Origin of the sequence: Salinisphaera sp. LB1 (genome assembly GCF_003177035.1) — a bacterium.
In the GTDB taxonomy this organism is placed as follows: Bacteria; Pseudomonadota; Gammaproteobacteria; order Nevskiales; family Salinisphaeraceae; genus Salinisphaera.
In genome coordinates, this window is sequence record NZ_CP029488.1 from 3,051,208 (window position 1) to 3,068,958 (window position 17,751).

The 17,751-nt window shown below is 66.1% G+C and carries 14 protein-coding genes; 11 read left to right on the plus strand and 3 right to left on the minus strand.

Features of this window, described 5'->3' with window-relative positions; genetic code table 11:
* Positions 1 to 69 precede the first annotated feature (69 nt).
* The 4 genes from msbA to SALB1_RS13710 are packed head-to-tail and all read left to right on the plus strand — an operon-like array spanning position 70 to position 4,050.
* Positions 70 to 1,812, plus strand: coding sequence for a lipid A export permease/ATP-binding protein MsbA (gene msbA, locus SALB1_RS13695; protein WP_109995447.1), 1,743 nt, complete (start codon positions 70 to 72; stop codon positions 1,810 to 1,812).
* Positions 1,809 to 2,804: a tetraacyldisaccharide 4'-kinase gene (lpxK, locus tag SALB1_RS13700; protein ID WP_199678810.1), complete on the plus strand. Its 996-nt coding sequence runs from the start codon at positions 1,809 to 1,811 to the stop codon at positions 2,802 to 2,804. Before msbA ends, lpxK begins: the two co-directional genes overlap by 4 nt.
* Entirely contained in the window at positions 2,801 to 3,544 is a 744-nt protein-coding gene (gene kdsB, locus SALB1_RS13705) for a 3-deoxy-manno-octulosonate cytidylyltransferase (protein WP_109994369.1), read from the plus strand. Before lpxK ends, kdsB begins: the two co-directional genes overlap by 4 nt.
* The gene (locus tag SALB1_RS13710; protein WP_199678811.1) at positions 3,541 to 4,050 is read left to right on the plus strand and encodes a low molecular weight protein-tyrosine-phosphatase; all 510 of its coding nucleotides are present in this window, start codon (positions 3,541 to 3,543) and stop codon (positions 4,048 to 4,050) included. The genes kdsB and SALB1_RS13710 overlap by 4 nt, the downstream gene beginning before the upstream one ends.
* Before the next feature lie 2,010 nt (positions 4,051 to 6,060).
* Here SALB1_RS13710 and SALB1_RS18820 read toward each other — a convergent pair.
* Entirely contained in the window at positions 6,061 to 7,929 is a 1,869-nt protein-coding gene (locus SALB1_RS18820) for an Rne/Rng family ribonuclease (protein ID WP_120247047.1), read from the minus strand.
* Positions 7,930 to 8,277: 348 nt separating this feature from the next.
* Here SALB1_RS18820 and SALB1_RS13720 point away from each other — a divergent pair, with 348 nt between their 5' ends.
* Together SALB1_RS13720 and SALB1_RS13725 are read left to right on the plus strand one after the other, a co-directional pair.
* Positions 8,278 to 9,183, plus strand: coding sequence for an RluA family pseudouridine synthase (locus SALB1_RS13720; protein WP_109994370.1), 906 nt, complete (start codon positions 8,278 to 8,280; stop codon positions 9,181 to 9,183).
* Positions 9,183 to 9,851 carry an HAD family hydrolase gene (locus SALB1_RS13725; protein WP_109994371.1) on the plus strand — a complete coding sequence of 223 codons (669 nt, stop codon included), beginning with the start codon at positions 9,183 to 9,185 and terminating at the stop codon, positions 9,849 to 9,851. Before SALB1_RS13720 ends, SALB1_RS13725 begins: the two co-directional genes overlap by 1 nt.
* Before the next feature lies 1 nt (position 9,852).
* Here the strand turns inward: SALB1_RS13725 and SALB1_RS13730 are convergent, their stop codons facing one another.
* Positions 9,853 to 10,443, minus strand: coding sequence for a nucleoside triphosphate pyrophosphatase (locus SALB1_RS13730; RefSeq protein ID WP_109994372.1), 591 nt, complete (start codon positions 10,441 to 10,443; stop codon positions 9,853 to 9,855).
* Positions 10,444 to 10,584: 141 nt separating this feature from the next.
* Between SALB1_RS13730 and SALB1_RS13735 the strand changes: the two genes are divergently transcribed.
* From SALB1_RS13735 to clpA, 5 genes are all read left to right on the plus strand, one after another.
* Complete coding sequence (locus SALB1_RS13735) at positions 10,585 to 11,109, plus strand: DUF177 domain-containing protein (protein WP_158590744.1); 525 nt, start codon at positions 10,585 to 10,587, stop codon at positions 11,107 to 11,109.
* A 31-nt stretch (positions 11,110 to 11,140) separates the two neighbouring features.
* Positions 11,141 to 11,326, plus strand: coding sequence for a 50S ribosomal protein L32 (gene rpmF / locus SALB1_RS13740; protein ID WP_109994374.1), 186 nt, complete (start codon positions 11,141 to 11,143; stop codon positions 11,324 to 11,326).
* A 132-nt stretch (positions 11,327 to 11,458) separates the two neighbouring features.
* Complete coding sequence (plsX, locus tag SALB1_RS13745; RefSeq protein WP_179950669.1) at positions 11,459 to 12,481, plus strand: phosphate acyltransferase PlsX; 1,023 nt, start codon at positions 11,459 to 11,461, stop codon at positions 12,479 to 12,481.
* A 249-nt stretch (positions 12,482 to 12,730) separates the two neighbouring features.
* Positions 12,731 to 13,060, plus strand: coding sequence for an ATP-dependent Clp protease adapter ClpS (clpS, locus tag SALB1_RS13750; RefSeq protein WP_109994376.1), 330 nt, complete (start codon positions 12,731 to 12,733; stop codon positions 13,058 to 13,060).
* Positions 13,061 to 13,120: 60 nt separating this feature from the next.
* Positions 13,121 to 15,388, plus strand: a complete 2,268-nt coding sequence (clpA, locus tag SALB1_RS13755) for an ATP-dependent Clp protease ATP-binding subunit ClpA (RefSeq protein ID WP_109994377.1) — start codon at positions 13,121 to 13,123, stop codon at positions 15,386 to 15,388.
* Positions 15,389 to 15,929: 541 nt separating this feature from the next.
* Here the strand turns inward: clpA and pilB are convergent.
* Entirely contained in the window at positions 15,930 to 17,660 is a 1,731-nt protein-coding gene (gene pilB / locus SALB1_RS13760; RefSeq protein ID WP_109994378.1) for a type IV-A pilus assembly ATPase PilB, read from the minus strand.
* Positions 17,661 to 17,751 lie beyond the last annotated feature (91 nt).

A 17,751-nucleotide genomic window follows, 5' to 3' on the forward strand; every position in this document is an offset into this window, starting at 1 on the left:
CCAGCCGGCTGCCGCGAGCCGGGGCGACAGGGAGCAGTCCAGTTGGCGCGCAACAGCATCCAAACCGATATGCCGATCGGGGAAATCTATCCCCGTCTGCTGCGCTACACCTGGCGCTACAAGCACTGGCTGGCTTTCGCGGGCGTCGGCATGGCGGTGTACGCCGGTGCCGACACGGCACTGATCTATATCCTCAAGCCGCTGCTGGACGGCAGCATCGTGCATCGCGATCCGTGGATGATCCGCTGGATCCCGGTTTTCATCCTGGGCCTGTTCGTCGGTCGCGGCATCGCCGGGTTCGTGGCCAGTTATTGCATGGCCTGGGTGGCCAACCACGTGGTCTACAACGTGCGTTCGGATGTGTTCGAGAAGTTCCTGCGGCTGCCAGCGAGCTTCTTCGACCGTCATACCACCGGCCGCACGACGGCGATGCTGACGTATTACACGAGCCAGATCTCCGGGGCGGCCACCAGCGCAATCACCATCGTGATCCAGGATACCCTGCGCATCGTGGGTTTCACGCTGCTGATGTTCTGGGTCAACTGGTCGCTGGCGCTGATCACGCTTCTGGTGGGGCCGATCATTGCGTTGATCGTCAATCATGTGTCCAGGCGATTCCGGCGCTACAGCGCCACCATTCAGCAGTCGATGGGCGACATCACGCACATCAGCGAAGAGGCGCTGACCGGCCAGCGCGTGGTCAAGGTCTTCGGTGGCGAGGGCCAGGAGCGCGATGCGTTCGAGCGGGTCAACCGCCGCAATCGGCAGGTGTCGATGCGCAAGGCCACCACGAGCGCGGCGAGCATACCGGTGATTCAGTTCATCGCGGCCATCGCCATTGCGTTCGTGGTCGCGGTGGCGGTGCACAATACCGGCGGCGGCGTGATGACGCCGGGCGATCTGGCTACCTTCTTCGGCGCCATGATGGGGACGATGGGCCCGATCAAGCGCCTCACCGGCGTCAACGCTACGATTCAGGCGGGGATGGCGGCCGCGGGTGCGATTTTCGAATTGATCGACGAGCCGGGCGAGCCCGATCGCGGCACGCGCCGACTGGCACGCGCCGCGGGCCGGATCGATGTCGCGAATGTATCGTTTCGTTATCCGGGCGGTGATCACGACGTGCTGGACGACATCAGCTTCCATGTCGAACCCGGGCAGACGGTGGCGTTCGTGGGCCGCTCGGGTAGCGGCAAGTCGACGCTGCTGTCGTTGCTGCCGCGTTTCTACGATATCCAGACGGGGCGGATCGCACTCGACGATGTGCCCATCGCCGAGTACCGGCTGGCCGATTTGCGGCGCCAGATCAGCCTGGTCGACCAGAACGTGGTGTTGTTCAACGACACGATTGCCGCCAACATCGCCTATGGCGCGCTCGGCGACACCCAGCGCGGGATGATCGAGGACGCCGCGCGTCGCGCCTACGCGGCTGACTTCATCGAGTCGCTGCCCGCGGGCTACGACACGCTTGTGGGGCAGAACGGCCTGATGCTCTCCGGCGGTCAGCGGCAGCGTGTGGCGATCGCGCGGGCACTGCTCAAGAATGCCCCGATCCTGATCCTCGACGAAGCCACCTCGGCCCTGGACACGGAGTCGGAGAAGGCGATCCAGAAGGGGCTCGACAACCTCATGCGCGATCGCACCACCCTGGTGATCGCGCATCGCCTGTCGACCATCCAGGATGCCGACCGCATCGTGGTGATGCATGACGGCCGGGTGGTCGAGCAGGGCAGCCACGCGGAACTGATGGCGCATGAGGGCCATTACCGGGGCCTGCACGACATCCAGTTTGCACGTCCGGACGGGGCGTGAGCCGATCGCGGTGGTCGGCGGCGATCGAGCGGCGCTGGTATGGTGCGCATGCGCTCTGGGCGCTGGTGCCGCTGGCCGTACTCTACCGCATGATCGTGGCCGGCCGCCGGATAGCGTACCGGCGGGGCTGGTGGGCCGCGCAACGCGTCGCGCGGCCGGTGCTCGTGGTGGGCAACATCAGCGTCGGTGGCAGCGGCAAGACGCCGCTCACATTGGCCGTGATCGCACGTGCGCGCGCGCTCGGGCTGCGCCCCGGGCTGGTCGCGCGCGGCTATGGCGGACGCGCCGCGCATTATCCGCTGACGGTGCGCGCCGACACGCGACCCGTCGAGGGCGGCGACGAGCCGGTCCTGATTGCACAGCGCACCGGCATCCCGGTGGTGGTCGATCCGGACCGGGTGGCGGCGGCGCGGCATCTGATCGCCGGGCACGATGTCGATCTGGTCATCGCCGACGATGGCTTGCAGCACTACCGGCTGGCGCGCGACGCCGAGATCGCCGTGCGGGACGCGCGCCGCGGCTACGGTAACGGCTGGCTGCTGCCGGCCGGGCCCCTGCGCGAGCCGAAAAAGCGTCTGGCTTGGGTCGATCTGGAGTGTGTCCAGGGTGCGGGCCGCGATTTCTGGCTTGAGCCAGGCATGGCGCGTTCGCTGCGCGATGGCCGGATGGCGGCGCTGGAGAGCTTTCGCGGCACGACGGTGCATGCCGTGGCCGGCATCGGCGAGCCGGCGCGGTTTTTCGATATGCTCGAAGCCGCCGGTCTCGACGTGATTCGGCATGCCGCGCCCGATCACCATCGTTACCGGCGCGCCGACCTCGCGTTTGGCGACGATCGGCCCGTGTTGATGACCGAAAAGGATGCGGTGAAATGCACGCGCTTCGGCGACCGCGACCTCTGGGCCGTGCCGGTCACCACGCGCTTGTCGCCCGATTGTACGAACGAAATCGATGCGTTACTGCGGCGCATCGTCCCCATGCAGGAGCACGAATGAATTTTCACGTCGTCATTCCGGCCCGACTGGCCAGTACGCGTCTTCCGGGCAAGGTGCTGCGCGAGATCGCGGGCCGGCCGATGGTCGAGCACGTCTGTCGGGCCGCGTCGGCGAGTTCCGCGGCTTCGGTGATCGTGGCGACCGATTCGGCGGAAATCGCGGCGGCGGTCGAACGGGCCGGCGCGCGGGCGGTCATGACGCGCCCGGAGCATAGCTGTGGGAGTGATCGCATCGCGGAAGTGGTGGCGGGGGCGCAGTGGTCGGCCGACGCGATCGTGGTCAATGTGCAGGCGGATGAGCCCATGATGCCGCCCGCCTTGATCGATCAGGTGGCACAGGCACTGCACGACGATCCCGGCGCCGCGATGGCTACGGCCGCGACGCCGATCGCCAGCGCCGAGGATTTTCGCAACCCGAACATCGTGAAGGTGGTGGCGGCGAGAGGACGCGCGCTGTATTTCAGCCGGGCGCCGATTCCCTATCATCGCGACAGCGGCAACACTGCCTTCGACGGCGCGGCCCTGCGCCATCTTGGCATCTACGCCTACCGGGTCGATGCCCTGCGGACCTTCGCCGCCACCGCGCCCGGTTTTCTCGAGCGGCATGAATCGCTGGAGCAGCTGCGCGCCTTCGATATCGGGCTGCCGATCGCATTGGTTGATGCCGTGGCCCTGCCGGGGCCCGGGGTCGACACCGAAGCCGATCTTGCTCTCGTGACACAGCGGATGCAGGGCGCATGAGCGGGATCGAGAACAACGCCGAAATGCGTGTCCTGTTCGTGTGTCTCGGCAATATCTGCCGATCGCCCACGGCCGAGGGCATCATGAGACGCCGCCTCGACGCGGCGGGTCTGGCCGAGCGTGTGGTCGTGGATTCCGCCGGCACCGGGCCGTGGCACGTGGGGGAGCCGCCGGATCGGCGCGCCATGGCGGCGGCCGCTGCCCGCGGCTACGATCTCAGCCGCCTGCGCGGGCGTCAGGTATCGCCGGTCGATCTGGCGGCCTTCGACTATGTCATTGCCATGGATGAGAGCAATCTCGCCGATCTTCGGGCCATGGCCGATGGTCGTCGCGAATTGTTGGAGAGAATCGCCCTGCTCGGCGACTTCAGCGCCGAATACCGGGGCCAGCCGGTGGGCGACCCGTATTACGGCGGCGCTGGTGGATTCGATCGCGTACTGAACATGATCGAAACCTGTATTGAAGGGCTGATCGTCGATATCAGCGGGCGTCTCGTCGCACGCTAAGCCGATCGGGCAACCGGCCCGCTTATAAGGGGCCGGTTGCGTACGGTGTCCCGTCAAGTCAATTCATCGCCTTGTGTCGGCGCCTTGTCGTGCCGGGCGCGGCACGACAAGGCACGCCCGATGCCGGGCGCGAACCGATGCAACGGCCATCCGCCGAGCGATCAGCGGGGCTTTTCCGGGCTTTCGTCGGCCTTGTCCGCAGACGCGGTCGAGGTGTCGTCCGGCTGGGTTTTCTCGCCGTCCTGCGTCGTGTCCTCGGCCTCGGCGTCGGCTCCGTGCGCGGCGTGCGACGCCTGCTCGGAACGTGTTTCCACCTGCGTCAGTTCGGGCTCGGCGGGGGACGCCGCCGCCTCGACGACCGCGGATGCCGCAACGCGTGTGGCAGCGGCGGCAACCGGTTCGTCATCGGGCGACGCGGTCGCGGCCGAATCGTGCTTCGCCTCGGCCGATGCATCGGCCACGCGGTCTTCGGTCTCGGGCTGCGATGGCGCCGCCGCACTGGTTTCGACCTGCTGCAGGCGGGCGCGCTCATCGTCGTCCGGTTCCGTAGCGCCGGCCGGCGCCGCGGTGTCGGACGCGTGCCCGGCTTCGTCTGCTTTCGGCTCGTGTGCGTTCGTGGCCGGCGTGACGCCAACGCGCTCCGACGGGGGCTGCGAAGCGCTCGACGCGTCCGGGGTGGCGGCGTCCGTTGCCGGGGTGTCGACCGGTTTGCCGGCGGCCTCGCCCGACTCGGACACGGCAGCCGATTCCTCGACGCTGGCAGCCGGCGCTTCCCGCGGCGTCTTGTTCGGCTCGGCCGGCGCGGCGGCCTGGCCATCCGTGTCCTCACTGGCGGCCGCCTTGCGGGTGCTCGAACGCCGACGTTTCGGCTTGCTCTTGCGTGGCTTGTCGGCAATCTCGCTCGAATCCGCCGTCGTGCCGTCGTCCGGGCCGGCTGGCGCGCTCAGCGCGTCTTCGCCCGGGGTAGCGTCCGCCGTGTCGGCGGCGTTCGAAGCCTTGACCCGCCGGCGGCGTTTGGGCTTGTCCGGCTTGCCACCCTCGGGTTCGGTTTTCGATGCCGCGGGGGCTTCGTCGTCATTCTGGCTGGCGCTGCGGGCGTTATCGCTCGCGGTCACGGCCGACCAGGGCTTGTCCTCGACTTCGGGAAGCGCTGCCTTGGACTGGCGTTTTGTGCCGTTCTGGCCATCGGCGCTGCGCTCCGGGGTGTCGTCACTGGCGTCGGCATTGCCGCCGTTCCGTTTGGAAGATGCATCCGCTGATTCCTCGGCCTTCCGGTCTGCCGCGGGCGTATTGTTGTCGTCGCCCCCGGTCGTCTCGGCTTCGCCTGCGTCTGAACGGGGCTGGGCCTGGGTGGGCGAGGACTGATCCGCGCCCGACGCGTCGTCTTCGGCACTTGCCGCGCCGTTAGTAGCCGTCTCGCTTGTCGCGGCTGCCTTCTGTTCGTCGGTGTCGTTGTCCGTGCCGCCACTGCGCTTGCGGCCACCGCGCCGGCCGCGACCGCCACGCCGGCGGCGCCGGCCGCGCTTGGCTTCGCCCGATCCGGTATTGTCATCGGCGCCCGATGCGTCGTTGTTCGTCCGGTTCGGCTCGTCGGTGGCCTGATCGGCGTCGTCGGTTTTCGGCTCCGGCTTGCGGCTCGCGCTATTGTCCGCGCGCTTGTTGCCCTGCGCGGACTGTTTGGCCTGTGCTTCGGCGGCCTTGCTGCGTGAATTGTCGGCGTCCTTGCGTGCCGCGGCGGCCTTGTCGCGGTTGCTCTGGGCCGTGTCCTCGGCCGGTGTGTCCGGCTTCCCGGCGTCCTGCTTCGGCGCCTTGTCCGCATCCTGGCCCGAACTCTGCTTCGGCGACTGGCCGCTGCTGTTCTCGTCGCGACCGCGGTTGCGCCCGCCACGCCGACGATTGCCATTCCGGCTGTTGCCGTTGCCGCGGTTGTTGTCGTCATCCCGCGACTTGTCGCCGCGTGCATTCGTCTTCGCGTTGCCGTCGCCGGATTCTGCGCGCCGGCCGGCGGACTCATCGCCGGACTTCGCGTTCGCGCCGCGGCGGCGCTGGTCGTGTTCGGTTTTCTGCGTGGTTGTCTCGCGGCTGGCCGGACCCGGGCCTGACGGGCCGAGATCGGCCTCGCCGCTGAAGATGCGCCGAAGCGCGTCCCAGAGCTGCTGCCACGGGCTCATGCTGGCGGCCGGCTCGGGCGTCGCCGCCGGTGGCGGAGCGCTGGCGCTGGCGGGTTCGCTGGTGCTGGCGGGCTCGCTGCGCTCGATGACCGGTGCGTCGGGGCGGGCAACGCGCTTGACCGCGGGCTCCTCGCGGGCCTTGCGCGTACTGGTGTGGTGATCGGGTTCCGCCGGTTTTTTCGATATCGACCTGGGTATCGATCTTGTAGCTGGCGGCGTTGTTGTCTTCTTCGGTGAGCTGGTCGCCGCGGACGCGCCGGATCTCGTAGTGCGGCGTTTCGAGTTCGTTGTTGGGGACCAGCGTGATCCGAGTCTTGGCGCGCCGTTCGACGTCCGCCAGATCGCTGCGCTTTTCGTTGAGCAGGAAGCTCGCGACCGGGATCGGCAACTGCACGATCACGCGGCCTGTACCCGGCTTCATTGCCTCCTCTTCCAGTAGGCGGAGGATCGACAGCGACAGCGATTCGACGCTGCGGATCGAACCGCGGCCCAGGCAGCGCGGGCAGACCTGGCTGGAGTATTCGGATAGCGACGGCTTGAGCCGCTGGCGCGACATCTCCAGCAGGCCGAAGCGCGATATGCGCCCGATCTGGACGCGCGCGCGATCGGCCTTGGCCGCCTGCTTGAGGCGGTTCTCGACTTCGCGCTGGTTCTTCGCGCTCTCCATGTCGATGAAATCGATCACCACCAGGCCGCCGAGATCGCGAATGCGCAGTTGACGCGCGACTTCCTCGGCCGCCTCGACGTTGGTGTTGAAGGCCGTTTCCTCGATGCCAGCGCCCTTGGTGGCGCGTGCCGAGTTGATGTCGACCGAGGTCATGGCTTCGGTGTGATCGATCACGATCGAACCGCCGGAGGGCAGGGTGACCTCGCGCTCGAAGGCGGATTCGATCTGCGACTCGACCTGGAAACGCGAGAACAGCGGCGTTTCATCGGTGTATTGCTTGAGCTTGTTCAGGGCATGCGGCATGACCTGCTGCATGAACTCGCGCCCGGTCTCGTAGATCTCGGGCTGGTCGATGACGACCTCGCCGATATCGTCGCGCAGGTAATCGCGCAGCGCGCGGATGATGACGTTGGATTCCTGGTAGATCAGGAACGGCGCCTTGCGCGCGTCCGCCGCGTCGTTGATCGCTTTCCAGACGTGCGCGAGATAGTCCAGATCCCACTGCAATTCCTCGGCGCAGCGGCCGACCCCAGCGGTGCGCACGATCACGCCCATGCCCTCGGGCACCTGGACTTCGTTGAGTGCTTCGCGCAGCTCGTTACGCTCCTCGCCCTCGATGCGACGGGACACGCCGCCCGCCCGCGGATTGTTCGGCATGAGCACCAGATAGCGCCCGGCGAGGCTGATGTAGGTCGTGAGCGCGGCCCCCTTGTTGCCGCGTTCCTCCTTCTCGACCTGGACAATGACTTCCTGGCCTTCGGATAGCGTGGCCTTGCCATTGCCCTGGCCGTTGCCGTCCGCTTTCTCGTAGTACGACTTGGCGACTTCCTTGAGCGGCAGGAACCCGTGGCGGTTGCCGCCGTAATCGATGAACGCGGCCTCCAGGCTGGGCTCGACCCGGGTTACGCGTCCCTTGTAGACATTGGCCTTGCGTTGTTCTCTAGAACCGACCTCAATGTCGAGGTCATGCAGTTTCTGTCCATCGACGATGGCCACCCGCAGCTCTTCCGGCTGGGTGGCGTTGACCAAAATACGTTTCATGGATTGGGATCCAGTGGCGCGCTCGACTGGCGGCCCGGGCGCGGCGCGTATGGACGCGTTGCCACGCGGCCGACCGCGACGTACCCCGCGCACACTCGCCAAGCATCGCGGCGAGCAGAATGGGGACTACGGCGGTCAGACAGGAGCGCATAAGATGAATGGATAACTCGAGAATAGGGAACCGCTGAGCGAACGTGCCGTGATAGGCTTTCAACCGTTACGCACCAGCGTGTTCGAAATAACTGTCGGTCAGCGCTCGCTGGCTACATCGACTTTCGATGGGCCGCGTATGCGCGACCTTGGGAGTGTAATCTGACAACGCAGCGGCCTCAAGTACGACATGTTCGCGTGCACGCCAACGACGACGGCATGCGGCTGGATAATTTTTTGCTGCGTGAATTCAAAAACGTGCCGAAATCGCGCGTTTACAAAATCATTCGCAGCGGTGAAGTGCGCGTGAACAAGGGTCGGGCCAGGCCCGGAACCCGGCTCGTCGAAGCCGACGATGTGCGTATTCCGCCGGTCCATCAGGCCCCGAAGGCCGACCCGGGGCGGCCGCCCGACGCGCTGATGGACAAGGTCAACGCCGCGGTCGTGGCGGAAACCGCCGATTATCTGGTGTTTGCCAAGCCGGCGGGACTGGCCGTACATGCCGGTAGCGGCCTGCGCTTCGGGTTGATCGAAGTGCTGCGGGCCGCGCGCCCCGGCGAGTACTTCGAACTCGTGCATCGCCTCGACCGGCAGACCAGCGGCTGTCTGCTCGTGGCGCGTTCCCGCGCTGCGCTCGACGATCTGCGGGCCGGCCTTAACGACGCGTCGGCGAGCAAGCGCTACATCGCGTTGGTCGAGGGGCGGTGGCCGCACGGTACGATCGAGGTCGATGCGCCGCTGTCGCGCGACGTGGAGCGCGCCGGCGAGCGCGTGGTCACGGTCGATCACGACGGCGGACGGGCCAGTCTGTCGCGCTTCGCTCCGGCCGAGTTCTATGCCGACGCCACACGCATGGACGTCGAGATCCGGACCGGTCGCACGCACCAGATCCGGGTGCACGCGGCGCACTGCGGCCACCCCGTGGCCGCAGACGACAAGTACGGCCCGAACGCGCGGGCCAGTCGCTGGCGTGAGCGCGGCCTGGCGCGGCTGGCGCTGCACGCGTCCTCGGTACGGCTGTATTTCGATGGGCGGCCGCATGTCTTCGAGGCGCCGCTTGCGCCCGATCTGGCGGCGGTCTTCGGCCGGCTGGGGCGGGCGTGATGGCGCGCGACTACCAGCTGATCATATTCGACTGGGACGGCACGCTCATGGATTCGGCCGGCGAGCTTGTCGGCACCCTGCAGCAGGCGATTCAGGATACCGGCCTGCCCGAGCGCACGCCGGCCCAGATGCGCGAGCTCGTCGGCCTCGGTATCCAGGAGGTGTTGGGGCGACTGTTTCCCGAGCTGGACCCGGTCCGGGTGCGCGATCGCATCAGCCGGTATCGCCAGCGCTACGGTTGGCCACGCGCGGCCCCGCGACTGTTCGAGGGCGCGCGCGAGGCGCTGGTTCATCTCGGCGAGCAGGGGATCGAGCTGGCCGTGGCGACCGGAAAGAACCGGCGCGGGCTGGATCGCGCGATGCACGCAACCGATTCGAAGGGGCTGTTTCGCATCACCCGGTGCGCGGATGAGTCGGTGCCCAAGCCGGCGCCCAACATGATCGACGATATCCTGCTGCGCACGGCAACCGAGCCGGAGGCGGCGCTGATGGTCGGCGATACCGAGTACGACATGGTGATGGCGCGCGCCGCGGGAATCGACGGGCTCGCCGTGCGTTGCGGCGTACACGATGAAATCCGCCTGCGCCGCGCGGGCGCCATCGACGTGATCGCGGATGTACGGGCGTTGCCGGCCTGGTTGGCCGCCGGTAAAGCCGGGGCGCCCTGAGTCAGGGCAGGGCAAGGCCGGCCTCGGCGAGCAGCCGGCGCAGGCCGATCAGGGGCAACCCCACCAGGGCGCTGGGGTCGCTGGATTCGATCGCAGCCACCAGGGTGATGCCCAGGCCTTCGGACTTGAGACTGCCGGCCGTGGCGGTGACATCCTCGGCCGCCACATAGCGCGCGATCTCGGCATCGTCCAGCTCGCGAAACCGGGTGGTCACGGTTTCGAGATGCAGGCGCGGCTCGGCGAACGCCGGCGCGCAGACGCACAGCCCGGTATGAAAGACCACGCGCTTGCCCGACTGCCACCTTAATTGTTCGCGCGCGCGTGCGGCAGTGCCCGGCTTGCCCAGAATGTACCCATCGACGTCGGCGACCTGGTCGCTGCCGATGACGACCGCCTCGGGCCAGTCGGCGGCCACCTTCTCGGCCTTGGCCCGGGCCAGGCGGCAGGCCAGCGCGTCGCCGGGCTCGCCCGCGTGCGCGGTCTCGTCGACATCGGGCGACGTGGCCTCGAAGGGCAGGCCGATCTGTTGCAGCAGCTGGCGGCGCCAGACCGAGCTGGAGGCTAGAATCACGTGGGGGCGATGCGCGCTCATGAGCGTGTGGGATTGAAAATGACGCAGGCGAGCATAAAGCAAGCGACCGCACGGCCGGATACGATTGGCCTCGCGGGCGAAAGGCTTTGACTTGCGGCGGCTCGCCCCCTATTATCGCGCGCCATGTCGTCGGGGCAACAAATGACGCGGCGGATCGACTATCGCCGCCGGGCGGTGGACAAGGCGCGCCTGACGGGCCGTTTGTCGTTGTCGGCGTTGCCTCGAACCAAGGCCGTCGTGGTCGTGGCTTCGGATGCGCCGGTCGAGGCGTCTTTGTTGCTCGACGAGGATAACCAGCGCCGGGTGGTGCTGACCGGTCGCGTGCGCACGACGCTGATGCTGCCGTGTCAGCGTTGCCTGCAGCCGACCGCGCAGGCGATGGACATCGATGTGGCGGGGATCGTCGTGGCCAGTGACGAGGCGGCCGCCGCCGTGCCGCGCGAGTGGGAGCCGATTCTGAGCGAAGGCGATATGCTGGATGTGCATGCGCTGATCGACGATGAACTGCTGCTCGCGCTGCCGATGATCGTGCAGTGCGACCGTCCGGCATGTCGGGCGGCCTACGACACCGAACAGAAAGCGCCGGAGAACAGTCCGGCGCCAGACAAACCGAACCCGTTCGCGGCGTTGGCATCGCTCAAGCGCGATGACGATGAGCCGCGGTAGATCCCGATCCGGATAACCCAAAGGCAGTGCTATGGCCGTCCAACAAAACCGTAAATCCCGTTCGAAGCGCGACAAGCGTCGCAACACGCATGCGAGCATGGATCGTCCGACGCTGTCGATCGACCCGACCACGGGCGAGACGCATCGTCGTCACCACGTGACCCGCGACGGCTTCTACCGTGGCCGGCGTGTGGTCGAGACCGGCGACGACGTCTAGAGTTTTCTGCGCGCGTCATCGTATCCAGCCGACAGTGCGGCGTCCGGGTGACGGGCGCTGCGTTGTATCGTGTTGGACATGGGGCGAGGGGATGAAACAAGTGCAGCGACCGCTGGCGATCACGTGTCCGGCATGATTCGCATCGCGGTTGACGCGATGAGTGGCGACCACGGCAGTGCCGTGGCCGTCGAAGCGGCGATCGCCAGCCTGCGCCGGCACGAGGATATCGTGCTGAAACTCGTGGGCGATGCGGCGGCGCTCGAGACACAGATCGCGGACCGCGGGCGGCGTCAGAAAAGCGATGCCGTGCTCGATCGTCTCGAGGTCGTGCATGCCGGCGAGGTCGTCGACATGTGCGAGTCGCCTGCGCGCGCGCTGCGCCAGAAAAAAGACTCGTCCATGCGCGTGGCGGTCAATCTGGTGCAGCGCGGCGAGGCCGATGCCTGCGTATCGGCGGGCAATACCGGCGCGCTGATGGCCACCGCCCGATTTGTACTCAAGACGCTCTCCGGCATCGATCGGCCGGCGATCATTTCGCCGATTCCCTCGCGCGACGGGCACACCCTGATGCTCGATTTGGGCGCGAGCGCCGAGAGTACGCCCGAGCAGCTGTTCCAGTTCGCGGTCATGGGCGCCGTGCTCGCGAGTGCCGTGCACGGGATCGAGCATCCCCGGGTCGGATTGCTCAATATCGGCGCCGAGGAAATCAAGGGCAATCAGCAGATCAAGGACGCCGGCCGGCTGCTTGCCGCGAGCGGGCTGAACTACATCGGCTTTGTCGAAGGCGACGATATCTACATCGGCGATGTGGATGTGGTGGTCTGTGATGGTTTCGTCGGCAATGTGGCGCTCAAGACCAGCGAGGGTCTGGGCAAGCTCATCGCCCAGTATCTGCGTGAGGAGTTCGCGCGCAACTGGCTGACCAAGGCCTCGGCGGTTCTGGCCATGCCCGTGCTTCGGGCGTTTCGCAGCCGCGTTGATCCGCGCCAGTACAACGGCGCTACGCTGGTCGGGTTGCAGGCCACCGTGGTCAAATCTCATGGCGATGCCGATGCGACGGCATTCGCCAGCGCGATCGGCGTCGCGCGGCTCGAGGTGGCGCAGAGCGTGCCGCGCCGGATTCGTCAGCAGTTGGCGCATAACCTCGGCGAATAGGCCGGATTTCGCGCGATTCGAGGGTGTGCGCCGAATCCTTGTTCGAGCGATTGATTCACGGCTTTCCAGCCCCTATATCTGTAGCCGTTGATGGTTGCGGATCGGATAATCGGATCGAAAATGGCCTGCACGGCCGGCGTGAATGCCGCGTGTTCGGTGCCGCCATGCCACCCGTCTTTCTCTATCTTTCAATCGGCGGCGACATCGGCGCGCGTCGCGTTTCACGTCGAATGAAACCCAGGGGTCGACATGACTGATACCGACAAACCGAAAATCGGGCACGAAGACGGCGGTACCGCGGTCGCGCCCGAAAAGCCCAGGACCAAGAAGCCGCCGTTGTATAAAGTGGTCATGCATAACGACGACTACACGCCGATGGAATTCGTGGTCGAAGTGCTGATGACTTATTTCACCCATGATCGGGACAAGGCGGTACAGATCATGCTGACCGTTCATACACGCGGAAAGGCCGTGGCCGGCACCTATACCGCCCAGATCGCGGAGACCAAGGTGCAACTGGTCAACGACCACGCACGCGCACACCAGCACCCGCTGTTGTGTACTATGGAAGAGGCCTGAAAGGACGGCCGACACGTCGCGCCGCAGGTTTAAATCGAACGCCAAGTTCGGGGACGCAAAATGCTCAGCCAAGAACTGCAGACTGCACTCGACGCCGCCTTCATGGTTGCGCGTCGTCAGCATCACGAAATGCTCACCGTCGAGCATTTGCTGATGTCGCTGCTGGACAATCCAGCAGTGATCGAGGTGCTCGAGGCCGTGAACACCGACATTCAACGTCTCGAGCGTGAACTCAAGAATTACATCGACACGCATGTGCCGGTCGTGCCGGCCGGCGAAGACCACGAGGTTCAGCCGACGCTGGGTTTCCAGCGCGTGCTGCAGCGCGCGGTCTATCACGTGCAGTCGTCCGGCAAGAAGGAGGTCACGGCGGTCAATGTGCTGATCGCGATCTTCTCCGAGCAGGAGTCGCACGCGGTATACCTGTTGGGCGAACAGGACGTCACGCGCCTGGACGTGGTCAATTTCGTCTCGCACGGCGTCAACAAGTCGGGCGAGGAATCCGGTGACGCCGGCAGCGCCGGCCAGTCGCAGAGCGACGAGAACGGCGAGTCGAGCGCGTCACCGCTGGAACAGTACGCCACCAATCTCAACCGCAAGGCCGCCGAGGGCGACGTGGATCCGCTGATCGGCCGCGAGCACGAGATCGAGCGCGTGATCCAGACGTTGTGCCGTCGGCGCAAGAACAATCCCTTGCTGGTGGGCGAGGCCGGCGTCGGCAAGACCGCGATCGCCGAAGGGCTGGCGCGGATGGTCGTCGAAGGGCGTGTGCCGGATATTCTGTCCAAGAGCGTGATCTATGCGCTGGACCTTGGCGCGCTGATCGCGGGTACCAAGTACCGTGGCGATTTCGAGAAGCGCCTGAAGGGTGTGCTCGCCGAACTCGGCAAGCAAAAAGGTGCGGTGTTGTTCATCGACGAGATTCACACGGTGATCGGCGCTGGCGCGGCCTCCGGTGGCGTGATGGATGCCTCGAACCTGCTCAAGCCGAAGCTGGCCTCGGGCGAGTTGCGCTGCATGGGTGCGACCACGTACCAGGAATTCCGCAACATCTTCGAAAAGGATCGCGCCCTGGCGCGCCGGTTCCAGAAGGTGGATGTGCCGGAGCCGAGCGTGGCCGACACGGTGCAGATCCTCAAGGGGCTCAAGACACGGTTCGAGGAGCACCACCAGGTGCGCTTCACCAACCCGGCGCTGGAGGCAGCGGCCGAGCTGTCGGCGCGTCATATCAACGACCGGCATCTCCCGGACAAGGCGATCGACCTGATCGACGAGGCGGGGGCGCGTCTGCGTCTGCGGCCGTCGACCAAGCGGCGCAAGACGGTGCAGGTTCGGGATATCGAGGAAATGGTCTCGCGGATCGCCCGGATTCCGTCCAAGACCGTGTCCCGCGACGACCGCGCCGTGCTCAGCACGCTCGATCGCGATCTCAAGCTGGTCATCTTCGGCCAGGACGAGGCCGTGGACTCGCTGTCCAGCGCGATCAAGATGTCACGCTCGGGGCTAGACAACCGCGACAAGCCGATCGGTTCGTTCCTGTTCGCCGGGCCCACCGGTGTGGGCAAGACCGAAGTCACGCGTCAGCTCGCGCTGCATCTGGGCGTGGAGCTGATCCGGTTCGACATGTCGGAATACATGGAGCGGCATACCGTGTCGCGCCTGATCGGCGCGCCCCCGGGCTATGTCGGTTACGACCAGGGCGGCCTGCTGACCGAAGCGGTCAACAAGCAGCCGCACTCTGTGATTCTGCTGGACGAGATCGAAAAGGCGCATCCGGACATCTATAACCTGCTGCTGCAGGTGATGGACCACGGTACGCTCACCGATAACAATGGCCGGAAGGCGGATTTCCGCAACGTCATCCTGGTGATGACGACCAACGCCGGGGCGGAGCAGATGGCCAGCCGCAGTATCGGCTTCAATCCATCCGATAACAGCACGGATGGCCTGGAGGCGATCCGTCGCGGCTTTTCGCCCGAGTTCCGCAATCGTCTGGACTCCATCATCCAGTTCGCGCCGCTCAAGGGCGATGTCATCGAGCGCGTGGTCGACAAGTTCGTGCTGCAGCTCGAGGCCCAGCTCGAAGAGCGCGGCGTGGAGCTGGTGGTCGAGTCCGAGGCAAGGGCCTGGCTGGCCGCGCGCGGCTACGACGAGAAGATGGGCGCACGCCCGATGGGCCGCGTGATTCAGGAGAACATCAAGAAACCGCTGGCCGAGGAGCTGCTGTTCGGCGAGCTGGCCCATGGCGGCCGCGTGGTGGTCCGGGTGGTCAACGATGAGCTCGATCTGGATGTCTCGTCGAGCGAGAAGACGCCCGAGCAGGCCTGAGGGCGACGCGGGCGACGCGCCGCTTCGCGGGGCGCCGCCCACGTCCGGCGCAGGCCGGGCAGGTGAATCTCGACGCGGGCGTAGTGCGACAGCTATACCGCTCGTAGGTCAAATAGGGCCTAGGCTAGCACTGTTTCCGTCTAATTAATTTAAAAACAATGACCTGGCGGCAGGTCGGATTAGCGCGCAGCGCGTAATCCGACGCTCAACCCGCGGTTCCGTAGGCCCGCCTGTCGGATTACGGTGCAAGCATCTAATCCGACCTGCGTGACACCCTGCTCCCGTCTACGGGTCACAGCGGCCTTTGCGGTTTCGCATCACACGGCGTTGCGGCGCAAATCTTGTCAGGCGGCGCACAGTGCGACCGCGATGCCCCGGTTCGGGGCCGGTAACGCGGCATGGGCGCCGTCCCGTCTGCGATGGCATGTCATGCCAAGGCTTGGCGGTCGCCCCGTGTGTTCGAATGGCCCCATTCGGCGAGGGCGCGGGGTGTGATCGGGCTTGCCACGCTGTCGTTTGCAGCGACAACGAGCCCTGATCTCTATTCCACCGTGACGCGGTTGAGTTCGGCCAGGCTGATGACCCCGTGGCGCACCTTGTTGAGGCCGGCCTGGCGAAGGTTGAGCACGCCCTCCGAGGCGGCCTGTTTCTCGATGTCGTCTGCATTGCCGCCCGACATGATGATCTGGCCGATAGCATCGGTGACCGGCATCACCTGATAGATCCCCACGCGTCCGCGATAGCCGTCGGTACAATGATCGCAACCTTTCAGGTTGGCTTCATAGATCGTCAGATGCTCGATTTCCTCGACCGAGAAGCCTTCCTCGATCAGCGCATCGGGCGGGATTTCTGCTGCGGTCTTGCACTGGGGGCAGAGCCGGCGCGCCAGGCGCTGGGCGATGATCAGCGTGACCGAGGCGGCGATATTGTAGGCGGGCACGCCCATGTTCATCAGACGGGTGAGGGTCTGCGGCGCGTCATTCGTGTGCACCGTCGACAACACCATATGCCCGGTCTGGGCGGCCTTGATGGCAATTTCCGCCGTCTCCAGGTCGCGGATCTCGCCGACCATGATGACGTCCGGATCCTGGCGCAGGAACGCCCGCAGGCAGGCGGCGAAGGTCAGCCCGACGCGTGGCTGTACGTTGACCTGGTTCACGCCCGGCAGGTTGATTTCCGCCGGATCCTCGGCGGTGGAAATGTTGCGGTCCGCCGTGTTGAGGATATTGAGCGCGGTATAGAGCGACACCGTCTTGCCGCTGCCGGTGGGGCCGGTCACCAGCACCATGCCGTAGGGCTTGTGAATGGTCGACTCGAAGATTTCGCGTTGGTAATCCTCGTAACCGAGCGCTTCAATTCCCATCTGTGCGCTGGCTGGATCGAGGATACGCAACACGATCTTCTCGCCGTGCAGTGTCGGGCAGGTCGAGACGCGGAAATCAATGGATCGGTTCTTCGACAGGTTGAGCTTGATACGCCCGTCCTGCGGGATGCGTCGTTCGGCCAAATCCAGCCGTGCCATGACTTTCAGCCGCGCCGACAGGCGCATGCCGATCGCGGCCGGGGGCGAGGCCACTTCGCGCAGCACGCCGTCCTGGCGCTGGCGCACCCGGTAGCGTTGTTCGTAGGGTTCGAAGTGGATGTCCGATGCGCCGCGGTTGATGGCGTCCAGCAATACTTTGTTCACGAAACGCACCACGGGCGCATCATCGGCGTCGGCCTTGAGCGCATCGGAGCTGGTGCTGTCGCCGCCATCCTGCTCGACTGCGAGATTGTCGAGCGCGACATCGTCCAGGCCGGCCATCGCGCTGTCGAGCGCGCTGAAGTTCGATTCGATCGCGCGTTCGAGCTTGTCCTGCTCGACCAGTACCGCTTCGATCTGCTGGCCGGTATTGAAACGGAATTCGTCCAGCGCCTGCAGATTGGTGGGATCCGCCACCGCCAGATACAGCGTCCGGCCGCGCCGGAAAATGGGCAGCGCCCCGTGCTTGCGGATCAGGCTCTCGGGGGCGGCGTCGATCGGGGCATGGGCGAGATCCACCGCGCGCAGATCCAGCAGCGGCATGGAGAAAGCGCGCGCCAGGGCCCGTGCCAGGACCGGCGCACTAAGCGCCCGGGTCGCCACCGCCCGCGCCACGAACGACTCTTCGTTGCGCTGGGCTTCCGCCTGGATACGAAGCGCCGCCTCGTACTCGATGAGGCCGTCTTCGACGAGTTGTCGCGCCAGGCCGCCAAGGGTCGTCTGGCGCGTCGTGCGTTGGGTTGTCGGCATAGTTGCACCGCGTACCAAAAGCTGTCGATCCGCTGGATCGGGCCGCCGAGTACGTCAGATTACACGGGTGAACCGATGCGTCGATTGTAGG